The sequence below is a fragment of the Brevibacterium sp. VCM10 genome, from assembly GCF_000583215.1.
Classification (GTDB): domain Bacteria; phylum Actinomycetota; class Actinomycetes; order Actinomycetales; family Brevibacteriaceae; genus Brevibacterium; species Brevibacterium linens.
On record NZ_JAJB01000042.1, the window covers coordinates 16,763 to 30,453 of the forward strand.

General features: G+C 67.1%; 12 protein-coding genes. 5 read left to right on the forward strand and 7 right to left on the reverse strand.

The genetic code is table 11. The features are described 5' to 3' along the window. The first annotated feature begins 85 nt into the window (after nucleotides 1–85). Complete coding sequence (locus AD89_RS0112800; RefSeq protein ID WP_025779484.1) at nucleotides 86–598, forward strand: gluconokinase; 513 nt, start codon at nucleotides 86–88, stop codon at nucleotides 596–598. A 50-nt stretch (nucleotides 599–648) separates the two neighbouring features. Next, nucleotides 649–2,052 carry a GntP family permease gene (locus AD89_RS0112805; RefSeq protein WP_025779486.1) on the forward strand — a complete coding sequence of 468 codons (1,404 nt, stop codon included), beginning with the start codon at nucleotides 649–651 and terminating at the stop codon, nucleotides 2,050–2,052. Nucleotides 2,053–2,158: 106 nt separating this feature from the next. Here the strand turns inward: AD89_RS0112805 and AD89_RS0112810 are convergent, their stop codons facing one another. From AD89_RS0112810 to rsmA, 3 genes are read right to left on the reverse strand one after another with little or no spacing between them, the layout of a single operon-like run. After that, entirely contained in the window at nucleotides 2,159–2,932 is a 774-nt protein-coding gene (locus tag AD89_RS0112810; protein ID WP_025779487.1) for a FadR/GntR family transcriptional regulator, read from the reverse strand. A gap of 2 nt (nucleotides 2,933–2,934) precedes the next feature. Beyond that, nucleotides 2,935–3,882 (reverse strand): 4-(cytidine 5'-diphospho)-2-C-methyl-D-erythritol kinase, encoded by a 948-nt coding sequence (locus AD89_RS0112815; RefSeq protein ID WP_025779489.1) that lies wholly within the window; start codon nucleotides 3,880–3,882, stop codon nucleotides 2,935–2,937. After that, the gene (gene rsmA / locus AD89_RS0112820; RefSeq protein ID WP_025779491.1) at nucleotides 3,879–4,811 is read right to left on the reverse strand and encodes a 16S rRNA (adenine(1518)-N(6)/adenine(1519)-N(6))-dimethyltransferase RsmA; all 933 of its coding nucleotides are present in this window, start codon (nucleotides 4,809–4,811) and stop codon (nucleotides 3,879–3,881) included. Before rsmA ends, AD89_RS0112815 begins: the two co-directional genes overlap by 4 nt. Nucleotides 4,812–4,926: 115 nt before the next feature. Here rsmA and AD89_RS0112825 point away from each other — a divergent pair, with 115 nt between their 5' ends. From AD89_RS0112825 to AD89_RS0112835, 3 genes are all read left to right on the forward strand, one after another. Beyond that, complete coding sequence (locus tag AD89_RS0112825) at nucleotides 4,927–6,144, forward strand: class I SAM-dependent methyltransferase (RefSeq protein ID WP_025779493.1); 1,218 nt, start codon at nucleotides 4,927–4,929, stop codon at nucleotides 6,142–6,144. A 76-nt stretch (nucleotides 6,145–6,220) separates the two neighbouring features. Continuing rightward, entirely contained in the window at nucleotides 6,221–7,054 is an 834-nt protein-coding gene (locus tag AD89_RS0112830) for a sulfurtransferase (RefSeq protein ID WP_025779495.1), read from the forward strand. 330 nt (nucleotides 7,055–7,384) lie between these two features. Then, nucleotides 7,385–8,296, forward strand: a complete 912-nt coding sequence (locus AD89_RS0112835) for a C40 family peptidase (protein ID WP_025779497.1) — start codon at nucleotides 7,385–7,387, stop codon at nucleotides 8,294–8,296. A gap of 269 nt (nucleotides 8,297–8,565) precedes the next feature. Here AD89_RS0112835 and AD89_RS0112840 read toward each other — a convergent pair whose 3' ends face one another. The 4 genes from AD89_RS0112840 to AD89_RS0112855 are packed head-to-tail and all read right to left on the reverse strand — an operon-like array spanning nucleotide 8,566 to nucleotide 13,681. Then, complete coding sequence (locus AD89_RS0112840; RefSeq protein ID WP_025779499.1) at nucleotides 8,566–10,203, reverse strand: glycoside hydrolase family 3 N-terminal domain-containing protein; 1,638 nt, start codon at nucleotides 10,201–10,203, stop codon at nucleotides 8,566–8,568. A 39-nt stretch (nucleotides 10,204–10,242) separates the two neighbouring features. Continuing rightward, nucleotides 10,243–11,787 carry a mannitol dehydrogenase family protein gene (locus tag AD89_RS0112845; RefSeq protein ID WP_081770473.1) on the reverse strand — a complete coding sequence of 515 codons (1,545 nt, stop codon included), beginning with the start codon at nucleotides 11,785–11,787 and terminating at the stop codon, nucleotides 10,243–10,245. Further along, nucleotides 11,784–12,743, reverse strand: coding sequence for a carbohydrate ABC transporter permease (locus AD89_RS0112850; protein WP_025779503.1), 960 nt, complete (start codon nucleotides 12,741–12,743; stop codon nucleotides 11,784–11,786). The genes AD89_RS0112845 and AD89_RS0112850 overlap by 4 nt, the downstream gene beginning before the upstream one ends. Further along, complete coding sequence (locus AD89_RS0112855) at nucleotides 12,740–13,681, reverse strand: carbohydrate ABC transporter permease (RefSeq protein WP_051505252.1); 942 nt, start codon at nucleotides 13,679–13,681, stop codon at nucleotides 12,740–12,742. The genes AD89_RS0112850 and AD89_RS0112855 overlap by 4 nt, the downstream gene beginning before the upstream one ends. Nucleotides 13,682–13,691 lie beyond the last annotated feature (10 nt).

Here is a 13,691-nt window from a genome sequence, read left to right on the forward strand (position 1 = left end):
CTTCCTGCCAGCACTACGGTGCAATAAATCTGTTTTAATAACTGATTGTAGATATTTCTTCATATTTTATCGAGAGGTTTCGGTTATGGGTCACAGCCCTTTCCTTCCACCGCTCGTCATCATGGGCGTCTCGGGAACCGGCAAAACCGTCCTCGGCGCACAGGTGGCGCACGCCCTCGACCGTCGATTCGTCGACGCCGACGATCTGCACTCCGCGGCGAACAAAGCGAAGATGGGCTCCGGGGTGCCGCTCACGGATGAGGATCGGGCCCCCTGGCTCGACAGTGTCGCACTCGAAGCCGCTCGCACCCCGGCTCCCGTCATCGCCTGCTCCGCACTCAAGCGCACCTACCGTGACCTGCTGCGCAGGTCCGCACCCGAGCTCGTCTTCATCCATCTCGACGGTCCTCGAGAGGTCATCGCCGACCATCTGGCCCGCCGCGACCATGAGTTCATGTCCCCCGACCTGCTCGACTCGCAGCTGGCCACCCTCGAACCGCTCGCTGCCGAGGAAGCTCACGCCACCGTCGACGTCGACCAGTCGATCCCCGATGTCCTGGGTGCGATCCTCGCATCCGTGAAGCGGATGAGCGCATGATCACCCCGTCCACCGTCCGTCCATCCACCTGACCTCAAGGAAGAGGAACAATGACCGAACTCGAACTGGCCTGGACTCTGTCGACCCCGGCTCTGCTGGGCATCGCAGCCGCGGCCATCGCCGTGCTGCTCCTGCTCATCATCAAGGCACGCGTACATGCCTTCATCGCCCTCGTCATCGTCTCAGTGATCACGGCGCTGGCCGCCGGAATCATGCCCGGCGACCTCATCGACGTCCTCTACGACGGTTTCGGGTCGACCCTGGCCAGCGTGGCCCTGCTCGTGGGCCTCGGTGCGATGCTCGGGCGGATGCTCGAACTCTCCGGCGGCGCCGAGGTGCTCACCGATGCCCTCATCCGCCTCTTCGGTGAGAAGCGGGCACCGTTCGCCCTCGGTGTGACTTCGCTGCTCTTCGGCTTCCCGATCTTCTTCGACGCCGGCCTCGTCGTCATGCTGCCGATCATCTTCACGATCGCGCGCCGCCTCGGCGGATCTCTGCTGCTCTACGCGATGCCCGCGGCCATGGCGTTCTCCGCCATGCACATCTTCGTGCCCCCGCACCCCGGCCCGGTCGCGGCCTCCGGACTGCTCGGCGCGAACGTCGGTCTCGTCCTCATCTGCGGACTCGTCGTCGCCATCCCGGCCTGGTACCTCACCGGGTACCTGTTCGGGCTCATCATCGGCCGACGCATCGACGTCGCGGTCCCGTCGGTCCTCTCGGCCGGGAAGGACGACACCTATGCCGACTTCGCCTCGCGCCCGAAGCTCGGCCACGTCATCTTCCTCCTCGTCCTGCCGCTCGTGCTCATCTTCCTCAACACCGGGCTGAACTTCGCCGGTGAAGCCGGGTGGGTCGATGTCGAATCGGTGTTCATCAGCTCCCTGCGACTGCTCGGAGAGACCCCGATCGCCCTGCTCATCACCGTCGTCATCGCCATGTGGCTGCTCGGCTGGAAGCAGAAGAAGGGCCAGTCGCTCATCGAGACCGTCGTCGACTCCGCGCTCGGCCCGGTGTGCTCGATCATCCTCATCACCGGCGCCGGCGGTATGTTCGGCGGAGTCCTGCGTGCCAGCGGCATCGGCGATTCGCTGGCCGAATCACTTGCCGCCCTCGGTCTGCCCGTCATCGTCGCCGGATTCGTCATCGCCGCGATCGTGCGCATCGCGCAGGGTTCGGCCACAGTGGCGCTGACGACCGCGGCGGCTCTCGTCCAGCCGATCGTCGTCGGCAACCCCGACTTCTCGAGCCTGCAGGTCGTCGCGATCGTGCTGTCGCTGGCGGCCGGTTCGGTCTTCGCCAGCCACGTCAACGACTCCGGCTTCTGGCTGGTCTCCCGCTTCTTCGGCATGGACACGAAGACGACGCTGAAGACCTGGACCGTTGCGGAGACGCTGCTGGGCACCGTCGGATTCCTGCTCAGCCTGGTCCTCTACGGAATCGTCAGCCTGTTCTAGGACAGGTTCTCGGCCGCACGGGCCCCTCGGACCATGCGCCGGGCCTCTCGGCCGCACGGGCCCCTCGGACCATGCGACTGGCTTCTCGGACCAGGCGTCGGTTTCGTCAGTGTCCGGTGTGCCGGGGTTCGTCGGCCCAGACGCTGCCCATCTCCGCATCGGCCTTGGCCACGATCTTCGCCATCGCGTCCTTCGCCCGGGCCGGGTCCTGCCCGCCGATGGCGTCGGCGACGTCGAAATGCCATTGCAGGGCATCCGGATGCGGGAACTTCGGCATCAGCCCCGCCCCGGTGCGCCCGGCGAGGATCTCACCGATGACGGTGTCGAAGGCGGCGAAGAGCTCGTTGCCGCCGGCGCCGAGCACCGTCCGGTGGAACGCCACATCGGCATCGAGGAACGCTTCGACATCGCCCTGTCTGCCCGTCGCCCTCATCCGGGCGGCCAGACCCATGATCTCCTCGGCGACGTCCGCCGGGGCATGCTGAGCGGCCAGTCCGGCCGCTTCGGGTTCGATGGCCACCCGCAGTTCGGTCAGCGATCGCAGCTGCCGCGCCGGAGTCTCGGTCATCCTCCAGCGGATGACGAGCGGGTCGAGCAGCATCCATTCGCTCATCGCGAGCACGACGAGACCGACCCGACGGATCGGCTGCAGCATGCCCAATGATTCGAGGACTCGCACGACTTCGCGCACCACCGACAGCGACACGTCGTAGCGGGCACGCAGATCCTCGGCCTTGATGATCGTCCCGGCGGCCAGCCGCCCGGCGACGATGTCCTGTCCGACCTGGTCGCGCAGCGTCTCATGGAGGTTGCTGCGGTTCTCCGGCCCCGATTTCGGACTGCCGCCCGCCTCGGCGGGGGTGCCGTTCCTCTCCCCCACGGTCAGCCGCCGTCCACGATGTGCGCTCCGGGGGCGGGCCCGGTGGTGCGCAGCGCTTCGTTGACGCCTCTCGTGGCCTGCAGGAGAACGGCCAGGTCGAGGGCATGGTGGGCGTCGCGGGCGAGGAAGCCGATCGTCGGGCCCGACCCGCTGAGCAGGGGCAGGAGCGCTCCGGCGTCCCGGCCGGCCTCCATCACCTCGGCGATTTCGGGCATGAAGGACACGGCCGCCTCGGTGAGGTCGTTCGCCGCAGATTCCGCGAGCGTGTCCGGTTCGCCGGCGGCGAGCGCCGTGAGCACCCGGTCGGGGACGGTCGCGGGTGCCGGGTCGGGGTTGAGCTCGTCGAAGCGGGCGTAGACGTCCGGGGTGAGCAGGGGCGACGCCGAGGTGGCCATCACCCAGTGGAAGGTTCCGCGAGTGAGCACGGGGCTCAGCTTCTCCCCGCGACCGTGGCCGATGGCCGTGCCCCCGCGCAGGAGGAACGCGACGTCGGCGCCGACGGCGACCGCGCATTCGTGGAGGATCGCCTCATCGACCCCGCCGACGAGGTGGGCGGCTCCGACGAGGGCGGCGGCAGCGTCGGCCGATCCCCCGCCCATGCCACCGGCCACGGGCACCTGCTTGTCGATGACGATGTCGAGGTCACGCAGCACGTCGACGTCACGATCATCGTCGAGTGCGGTGATGAGGAGGTCGACGGCGCGTCTGGCGAAGTTCGACTCATCGCGTGGGACCGCGGCATCCGCGTAGCGGCCCTGGACGATGATCGTTCGTGTTCCGCCGGGAATGAGGGTCAGGGTCTCGCCGAGGTTGAGCGCTTGGAACACGGTCGCGAGCTCGTGATATCCGTCGTCGACCGCGCCCACACCGAGGTGGATGTTGATCTTCGCCGGCGCCCACACTTTCACCGGGGCCGGGATCGTCATGCGCGGGTGCAGCGGGACGGTCATGGTGAGGGATCCTCGGTGGGCGGAGCTGTTGCGGAGGCGTCATCGTCGACGGCCACGGCGGCGAGGCGTTCGAAGTCGGCGACGGTGAGGGCCTCGCCGCGGGTCTTCGGGTCGATTCCGGCCGCGGTCAGCAGGTCTTCGGATTGTTGGGGGCTGCCGGCCCAGCCGGACAGGGCGGCGCGCAGGGTCTTGCGGCGCTGGGCGAAGGCTGAGTCGATGAGGGCGAAGAGGCGGCTGCGGGTCGCTGGGTCGCGGTCGGTGCGGGTGACGTCGATGCGCACGAGTCCGGAGTCGATGTTCGGGGCCGGCCAGAACACGTTCTTGCCGATCTTGCCCGCCAGCTGCACATCCCCGTACCACTGCGCCTTGACGCTGGGGACTCCGTAGGTGCGGGAGCCCGGTGCGGAAGCGAGCCGTTCGGCGACTTCGAGCTGGACCATGACGAGGACGGTCGTCAGACTCGGGAAGGTCTCGAGGAAGTGCAGCAGCACGGGCACGGCCACGTTGTAGGGCAGGTTCGCTACGAGGGCGTCGGGCTGGTTCTCACCGGCGTCGGGCGTGCCTGCCACGGCTTCGGTCGCGTGCTGCGGGGCGGGAAGCGTCGTGACGCGCAGGGCATCGGCGTGGACCAGCCGGAACGGAGCGTCACCGCCGGCGAACGTCTCCACTGTGCTCGGCAGCTTCTGTGCGAGGAGTTCGTCGATCTCGACGGCGGTGACGGTGTGGCCGGCTTCGAGGAGACCGAGGGTGAGCGAACCGAGACCCGGACCGATCTCGACGACGTCCGAGTTCTCCGCAAGTCCTGCGGCAGCGACGATCGAGCGCACAGTATTGGGGTCGATGACGAAGTTCTGGCCCTTCTGCTTCGTCGGGCGCAGACCGATGGCAGCGGCGAGTTCGCGGATATCGCGGGCGGTCAGTAACGTCACAGCCAACAACTTACCGCACAGCCCAGCCGTCACAATCACCTCGGCGGTCCGGCGGTTCGGCCGGGCCGCCACGGCGAGGGAAAGACCCCACCTCGCAGACGATAGGGTGAAGCCTATGGATCCGCAGACACTGACCGAACTGCTCGACGTCGCCGTCCTCGACCGGCTCGATCGCATCGACGACCTCGCAGGCGATGAGCTCGCCCGGTCGACGGCCTTGCGGAAGGAGGGCTACTCCGCCGAGGCGACCGCGGCCCTGCTCACTCAGGCGCGGCTGCGGCAGGAGGCGGCCGCGAAGCTCGGACCCTTCGCCGAGGACATGCTCTTCACCCGTGACGGGCTGGCCCAGGCCACGCGGCTGCCGGTCGCCGCTCATCATGCGCGTCGCCTCATCGGGGACACGGCCGAGGGTGAGTCCTTCCGCATCGCCGATCTCGGGTGCGGGATCGGCGCGGACTCGGTCGCCTTCGCCGGAATGGGTGCGCAGGTCTCGGCCGTCGACGCCGACGAGGTCACCGCCGCCATTGCCGCCTTCAACCTCCGCCATCTGCCCGATGCCGCCGTCGACCACGCGCGCGCCGAGGATGTCGACCTCGCCGGATTCGATGCCCTCTGGTTCGATCCGGCCCGGCGAACCGTCGGCAAGGCCGACAAACGCGGATCGACCGCCCGCATCACCGACCCCGAGGCGTTCTCCCCCTCACTGTCGTGGGTGATCGAGCAGGCGAACGCGGCGAAGTCGGCCGGAGTGAAGCTCGGCCCGGCACTCGACCACGACCTCGTGCCCGAGGACGCCGAAGCCCAGTGGGTCTCCCATAACGGCGAGGTCGTCGAGGTCTGCCTCTACTTCGGTGCTGCCCGGCAGCGACCGGGCCGCGGAGCCCTCGTCATGGGCGAGCGCACCCTCCTCGTCCACGAGGACAACCTGCCCGACGAGGACGAAGCGGGCATCGGGGAGCTCGGAAAGTACCTCCTCGAACCCGACGGGGCGATCGTGCGCGCCGGACTCGTCGCCGCCCTGTGCGCACCGCTGCAGGCCCGCCGACTCCACCCGAAGATCGCCTATCTGACCACCGATGTCGAACCGAACGGCCCAGCATCGGCAGGTGTCACCGCCTACGAGGTCGTCGACGTTCTGCCCGCGAAGGTCCCGAGCCTGCGCAAGGAGCTCGTCTCCCGCGGAATCGGCTCGGTCGTGATCAAGAAGCGCGGGGCCGACATCGTGCCCGACCAGGTCCGACGCCAACTCAAACTGCCCAAGGGCGACAAAGCCACACTCGTGTTCACCCGGCTCGGCGACAAGCACGTCGTCCTGCTCACCCAACCGGTGTGACCCCGTCCCACTACCGGTACGACTCTGCTCGCCCACCGGTGCAACCCTGCCCCACCTGCCCGTGAAGGAGATCGAAATGACCCGCTCCGACGTTCTCATCAGCGCCGATGACCTGCTCACCCGAATGGCCGACTCCCCCGCGCCGAGGCTGCTCGACGTCCGCTGGACCCTGCCCAAACCCGATGGCCGCGAGGACTTCGCCGCCGGGCACATCCCCGGCGCAATCTATGTCGACCTCGACACCGAACTCGCCGACCACGACACCACCGACCCGACGGCGGGCAGGCATCCGCTGCCGAGCGCCGAAGCCTTCCAGGAGACGGTGCGCTCCTGGGGCATCGACGAAGGCACCGAGGTCGTGGTCTATGACGACAATTCGTCCCTAGGCGCGGCCCGGGCCTGGTGGCTGCTGCGTTGGGCCGGGCTGAGCGCACGGGTCCTCGACGGCGGACTCGCCGCCTATCGTGATGCCGACGGGACGCTCGAGACCGGCGACTCCCCCGAGGTCGCCCCCAGTGCCGTGGAGATCAGCCCGGACTCGCTGCCCGTCATCGACGCCGAGGCGGCGGCCGGCTTCGACGGAGTCCTGCTCGATGCCCGCGCCGGTGAGCGCTTCCGTGGGGAGACCGAACCGCTCGATCCGCGGGCCGGTCATATTCCCGGGGCGAAGAGTGCCCCTGCCACGGACAACGTCCCCGCGGGGACGTTCCTGCCCGAGGCGCGGCTGCGCGAACGCTTCACTGAGCTGGGTGCCCTCGATGGTCCCGTCGGCGTGTACTGCGGTTCGGGAGTCACCGCCTGCCACAATGCTCTGGCGCTGGCGACCCTCGGAGTCGACGCCAGCCTCTACCCCGCGAGCTGGTCCGGTTGGTCGTCCGATCCCGACCGACCGGTCGAAACCGGAGCCTGAGACTCATTCACCACCGCCGCCGACGCCATCGGCATTCTTGAGTCGATCCACGATGGTCTGGGCGTGAAAAACGACGCGGATCGACCTGAGAATCACGCCGCCAATGTCACGAACCGTTATTCACGACTGCGACTGCGTGCCGAGTCACAGCCGCAAGCAGACGGAAACACAACCTCTCACCAGCCGCTCCTTCCAGCAATAAGCGTGTGACCTGGGATTATGTATCCGCCCCTGCCGCGCAATCCTTTTGTAACAAAAACGTGACAGAAGATCACGAATTAGTTACAGTGGAGCACATCGTCACAGACAGCCAGGCAACGAGAGGAAATCGTGGCATCTCAGCAGCACGGCCGCCGCGCCGCGAACGTCAAGGCCAAAACACCACTGACCGAGTTGAGCGAACTGCTCGCAGCGAACTCCGGCGCATTCGGCCGCCGCGCCGCAGTCGTCGCGGCCAGCGGCGGACTGCTCACCGCGGCGGTCCTCCCCGCCGCCGGACAGGGAACCGACGACGAGGCGAAGGTCGCGGCTGAGTCCGAGAAGCAGGCGCCCGTCGAGTTCAAGAACCAGACGCCGACCATCGATGCCGGCGGTTCATCGGAGAAGGGCGACCAGGAGGCTGAGGTCACCGTCGACACAGACCTCGTCACCGCCGAAGCCGCTCCCAAGCCGAAGCCCAAACCGAAGCCGAAACCCGAGCCGAAGGAGGAGCCGGAGACGACCGTCGCAGAGCCGACGCCTGCCGAGGAGCCGGAGGAGGAGCCGAGCGAGTCCTCGGACGATGGTTCGTCCGATTCCCCCGGCACCAGCGATGAGGGTCCAGCCGATTCGGGCGATGACAAGAGCAAGGACGACAGCGCGGACTCGGGTTCCGGGGGTGTCGAGGTCCCGGACGGCTCGAAGGCCGAGCAGGTCATCGCCATCGCAAAACAGTACGTCGGCACGCCATATGTGTCGGGCGGGACGTCGCCCAGCGGTTGGGACTGCTCGGGCTACACCTCATACGTCTACGGCAAGGTGGGGGTGAATCTTCCGCGGACGTCTTCGGCTCAGAAGGGTGCCGGGCAGATTGTCTCGGCATCCGAGGCGAAGGCCGGAGACATCATCTGGTCGCCGGGGCACGTCGGCATCTACGCGGGCGACGGAATGATGTACGACGCAGGGAACACGCGCGTGAACACCAGCTACCGCAGCGTCGATTGGATGACTCAGCAGGGCGCCCAGTTCGTCCGCGTCCTCTGATTCCCACAACAGCACTGAGTCCCGCAGCGGCTCTGAGCTGTCTTCTCAACTCAGAGGAGCCCTCTCAACTCCAGGGACACCCCTCGCCGGCTGGCGAGGGGTGTTCTCGTCTCCGAATCCTTGGCGCTGCTGTGCTCCTCGGCCCCGAGGGGTCACAGGAGCGAGTTCCGGACGATCCGTGCGGGATTCCAGGTGGTCTTCCAGCACGCATCGTCCGGAACTCGCACGGTCGACCCCGGTCAGCCCCGGCCGGTCCCGGTCGGCCGTGCTCACCCGCAGTCGGGGGCCTTGTCGCTGCCGTCGTATTCGGCAGGCAGCTGACCCGATGCTTCGAGGTCGCCTTTCAGCCACTTCGCCACGGCCCGCAGCGCATAGGGGTTCGAATCGTATGCGGTCACCGCAGACTTCGCCGGAGTGCTGCGCATCGTCCATGGAGCGGCGGTGCCGACGGCCACCTCGGCCGACGTCGACGGGCTCAGACTCACGGAGGTTCCACCGGATCCGACGGTGAGGTCTTCGGCCTCGGCCGCTTCCTTCAGTGCGGCCTTCTCCTTGTCGCTGCCGCCGACGATCGAGATCGAATCGGTGCCTGTGAAGGAGCATTCGCCTTTGAGCACGGTGAGGGACCCATCGGCCACCTTCGTCAGGACCTTCTTCGGATCCTTCGCATCCGAGTCCCCGGCCCGCACGCTCTTCTGCGCTTCGGCGGTGGCCAGCTGTGCGGCGACGACGCGTTCGGACTTCTCGACGAGGTCCTTCTTCTTCAGCGTCCCGTCCCCCATCGCCGTGACGATCGCCTTCTGCGCGGCCGCCGAATCCGGGGGCATGAGCGCGATATCGGCTCCGGCGGCGAGCGCCTTGACGGTCTCTCCGCCCTTGAGGTTCTGCGGCACGGCCTTCATGTTCAGCGCGTCCGTGGTGATGACACCGTCATAGTCGAGGGTCTCCCGCAGCGCAGAGTACGCCTTCTTGTTCAACGTCGCGGGCGTCGTCTTCGCATCGGGCAGACCGATATGCCCCATCATCACCATCGGCACCCCGGCCTTGACCGCGGACTTGAACGGCAGGAGATCCGAGTCCTCCATCTCCTCGATCGACGTCTCCGACACCGGCAGGCTCTCGTGCGAATCCACGCCGAGGCGGCCGTGTCCCGGGAAGTGCTTCGCCGAGCTCGACACCCCACCGGACCGGTAGCCCTCGACGGCGTCGGCGACGACCTCGGCGACACCCTCATGGTCGGTGCCGCCCGAACGGACGTTGATCGCCTTGTCCTTCGGCCCGACCGTCACGTCGGAGTCCGGAGCGAAGTCGATGGTGAAGCCCAGATCGGTGAGGTTCCGCCCCTGCACGGTCGTGGCGTCGGTGATGAGATCGGAATCATCGGTCGCGGCTAAGCCCATGAGCGGCGGGAACGGCAGAGCAGCGGTGCCCAGGCGCGACACCGGGCCGCCCTCCTGGTCGACGCCGATCGATACGGGCTGGCCCTTCGTCCGCGCCCCGGAGATCTGACCGGTCAGTTCCGTGACCTGGCCCTTCGTCGGGTTCTCCGACAGGTTGTAGCCCATGACGATGACCCCGCCGAGGTGGTTCTGCTTGACCATTTCCACCGGGGTCTGCGTATCCGTGCCTTCCCAGGTGCCGATGATGAGCGACCCGGCGAGCTCCTCGTCGGAGAAGTCTCCGACGATGTCCGCGGCCTCGTCCTCGAAATCGGCCGGATCCGCGTCGGCGGGGTCGTCGAGGGACGATTCGGTCTGGGCCTCAGATTGTGCTTGGGTCTGAGCACCCGAATCGGCGGAGGAATTCTGTCCGGCCGTGGAGGATTCGGGGGCTGACGCTCCGCCGGAACAGCCGACGAGCGCGAGAGTCGTGGTCAGGGCCAGAAAACTCAGGCGGGAACGCAACATGCCCCCATGCTAGACGTTCTCGCCTGCGTGCCGCCTGGGTCAGAGCTCGTCGTGAGCGGCCAGGCGGCGGGCGGTCTCCTTCGCTCCCCGTTCGTGCAGCGATGTCAGTGCCTTGAGATACGGTTCGGTGAACCTCGGCTCCTCGGCCAGCGGTCCGAAGAACTGTTCCTGCCGGACGAATGCCAGCGGGTCCTCTCCCTGTGTCGCCGCCACTGCCTGCAGTTCGTCGGCATAGCGGTCGACGATGGTGAACCGACCGCCGGTCTCATCATGCCCTTCGGCATAGCGGGCCCACGAGGCGCAGATCGCCGCGGCCACCTCGATCGGGTGGCCCGAGGCGAGGTTGTCCTTGACGACCGGCAGCAGCCATTTGGGGATCCGGTCAGACGACTCCGCGCCGAGGCGGGCGAGGGTGTCGCGGATCTCCGGGTTGCTGAACCGTTCGATGAGGGAGTCCTTGTAGGCGTCCAGGTCGATTCCGGGCAGCGGTGCCAGACTCGGTGTGCCTTCCTCATCCATGTATCGGCGCAGGTAGACGGGGATGTCCGGGTTCGCCATCGCCTCGTGGGCGAAGGTGTATCCGCCGAGGAGGCCGAAGTACGCGAGCCCCTGATGCCCGGAGTTGAGCAGGCGCAGCTTCATGTGCTCATAGGGCTGCACATCGTCGACGACCTGCACCCGTGCCTCCTCATAGGGCGGACGACCAGAGGTGAATTCGTCTTCGAGCACCCATTGGAAGAACGGTTCGGCGACGACCGGCCAGGCATCGGCCACGCCCGTGTCGGCCACCAGATCGGCGCGGTCACCGTCGGTGGTGGCCGGGGTGATGCGGTCGACCATCGAGTTCGGGAACGCCACGGACTCGGCGATCCAGTCGGCGAGTTCGGCATCGACGAGACGAGCGAAGGCCGAGAACATCTTCGCCGCCACATCGCCGTTCTCCGAGATGTTGTCACACGACTGCACGGTGAACGGATCGATACCGGCCGCGCGTCGCGCCCGCAGCGCGGAGACGACATACCCGAAGACCGTCGCCGGCAGTGCGCCCGCCCGCAGCGCCTCGACATCGGCCACGATCATCGGCTCTTGCGCGATGAACTCTCCGGTGACGGGGTTGACGTTGTATCCGCCTTCGGTGACGGTGAGCGAGACGATCCGGATCTGTTCGTCGGTGAGCAGATCGAGCAGTCCGGCCGGGTCGTCGGGTCCGAACCGGTAGTCGATGATCGACCCGATCACCCGCCGTTCCTTGGTTCCATCGGCATGTTTGAGGGTGAGCGTGTACAGGTGATCCTGGTCGGCGAGCGCATCGCGCATGGCCACATCGTGGGGCAGCACACCGGCTCCGACGATCCCCCAGTCGGCGGCGAGCCCAGCCCCGAGCAGGTCGTCGAGGACCATCGCCATATGGGCGCGGTGGAATCCGCCGACTCCGAAGTGGACGATGCCGGGGCTCACGGCCGAGCGATCATAGGTGGGAACGGCGATGCCGTGGTCGGCCACCTCGGCGAGGTTCTCCGTGGTCAGGGCCAAGGGGGTCGCGCCTCGGCGAGGATCGGACGGTGCGGTGTGTGGTGCGGTCATTTGACGGCTCCCATGGACAGGCCCTGGACGAGTTTGTCCTGGGCGGCGATTCCGGCCACGAGGACGGGCACGGAGATGATGAGCGAGGCAGCGCACACCTGCGACAGGAACAGACCCTGGGAGGTGACGAAGCTGGTGAGGAACACGGGTGCCGTCGACGCCGCCGTGGAGGTGAGCACGGTGGCGAAGAGGAGTTCGTTCCACGAGAAGATGAAGCAGATCAGGGCGGTCGCGGCCAGTCCGGGGGCGGTCAGCGGCAGCAGGATCTGGACGAACACGCGCGGCAGTCGGGCACCGTCGAGTTCGGCGGCTTCGAGGACTTCGACGGGCACCTCGGCGAGGAAGGAGCGCATCATCCACACCGCGATCGGCATGTTCATCGCAGAATAGATGATGATGAGCAGCAGCCAGGTGTCGAGGATGCCGAAGGACTTCGCGACGAGGTAGACGGGCAGGAGACCCGCGACCATCGGCAGCATCTTCGTCGACAGGAGGAAGAACAGCACGTCCGACCAGCGTTCGATGCGGCGGATCGCCAGCGAGTATGCGGCCATCGTGGACAGGACGAGGACGATGAGCGTCGAGACGATCGCGGCGACCGCGGAGTTGATGAGGAACGGCCACGGGTTCGCGCCGTTGCCGCCGCCGAAGAAGTTGACGAAGGACTCCAGCGTCAGTGGGGCGAAGTAGCTCGGCGGGTTCGTCGAGGCGTCGGTTTCGGCGTGCAGGCTGGTCAGCAGCATCCACAGCAGGGGTGAGACGAACAGGAGTCCGACGAACCAGGCCAACAGGCCGAGCAGGATCTTGCCGGCCCGCCCTTGGCCGGGCCGCCTCGGTGCGTTCGCCTTTCGCCGAGGCGGCTCGACCGATCCGGGTGAGCCGGGGTCGGTCGCGGCGGGGGTGACGCCGGGGGCAGTGCGCGTGTTCAGCGGCGCCCGGGTCTCGGGGGTGCTCATGAGTTCTCCTCCTTGAGCAGGGTCGATGCGGTGCGCAGGGCGAAGGTCGCGATGATGAGCGAGGCGATGACGACGATGACGCCGACGGCGGAGGCGACTCCGTAGTCCTGGGCGACGAAGAACTCCTGGTAGATGACGTACGGCAGGGTGGCGGTGCCGAGCCCGCCGGAGGTCATGGTGAAGACCATGTCGAAGTTCTGGACGATGTAGATCGTGCCCAGCAGTGCGGCGAGTTCGATGTATCGGCGCAGGTGGGGCAGCGTGATGAAGCGGAAGGTCTGCCAGTGTCCGGCCCCGTCGACCAGGGCAGCCTCGTAGACGTCCATGGGTCGTGACTGCAGTCCGGCGAGCATGATGAGCATCATGAACGGCGTCCACTGCCAGACGAGGACGATCCCGATGCCCAGCAGGGGGTTCGAGGTCATGAGGTCCGGCTGCGGGGCGTTGTCACCGAACACGGTCGTCAGCAGCCCGTTGATCAGTCCGTACGAGGGGTTGAAGATCGCGTGCTTGAACAGCAGTGCCGCGGCGACGGGGACGACGAGGAACGGGGTGATCATCAGGGTGCGGACGAAGCCGCGGCCGATGAACTTCCGATCGAGCAGCAGGGCGATGCCCAGGCCCAGCAGTGCCGAGGCCAGCACGACGCCGACGGTGAGCCCGACGGTGACCATGACGGCCTTGAGCAGGTCTGCATCGGTGAAGACGGTGACATAGTTGGCCACGGTGCCGAAGCTGATGTCATCGGGGTAGGCGGCGTTCCAGTTCATGAACGAGATGATGATCGTGATCGCGAACGGAATCTGGGTGACGAGGATGACGAAGATCAGCGCCGGCAGCATGGGCGCACGTTTGAGCCATCGGTCCTTGGCACGGGGTTTCGGCGGCGTGATCGGCTGCGATGCACGCTCGGCGGCGGAAGCTGACACTTCGAACATCCTTCGTCGG

What these genes read in the sequence shown, in the direction of transcription:
- AD89_RS0112805 (WP_025779486.1), top strand. Translation starts at nt 649, where the DNA reads ATGACCGAACTCGAACTGGCCTGGACTCTGTCGACCCCGGCTCTGCTG.
- AD89_RS0112840 (WP_025779499.1), bottom strand. Translation starts at nt 10,203, where the DNA reads ATGTTGCGTTCCCGCCTGAGTTTTCTGGCCCTGACCACGACTCTCGCG.
- AD89_RS0112845 (WP_081770473.1), bottom strand. Translation starts at nt 11,787, where the DNA reads ATGACCGCACCACACACCGCACCGTCCGATCCTCGCCGAGGCGCGACC.
- AD89_RS0112825 (WP_025779493.1), top strand. Translation starts at nt 4,927, where the DNA reads ATGGATCCGCAGACACTGACCGAACTGCTCGACGTCGCCGTCCTCGAC.
- AD89_RS0112855 (WP_051505252.1), bottom strand. Translation starts at nt 13,681, where the DNA reads ATGTTCGAAGTGTCAGCTTCCGCCGCCGAGCGTGCATCGCAGCCGATC.
- AD89_RS0112850 (WP_025779503.1), bottom strand. Translation starts at nt 12,743, where the DNA reads ATGAGCACCCCCGAGACCCGGGCGCCGCTGAACACGCGCACTGCCCCC.
- AD89_RS0112800 (WP_025779484.1), top strand. Translation starts at nt 86, where the DNA reads ATGGGTCACAGCCCTTTCCTTCCACCGCTCGTCATCATGGGCGTCTCG.
- AD89_RS0112830 (WP_025779495.1), top strand. Translation starts at nt 6,221, where the DNA reads ATGACCCGCTCCGACGTTCTCATCAGCGCCGATGACCTGCTCACCCGA.
- AD89_RS0112815 (WP_025779489.1), bottom strand. Translation starts at nt 3,882, where the DNA reads ATGACCGTCCCGCTGCACCCGCGCATGACGATCCCGGCCCCGGTGAAA.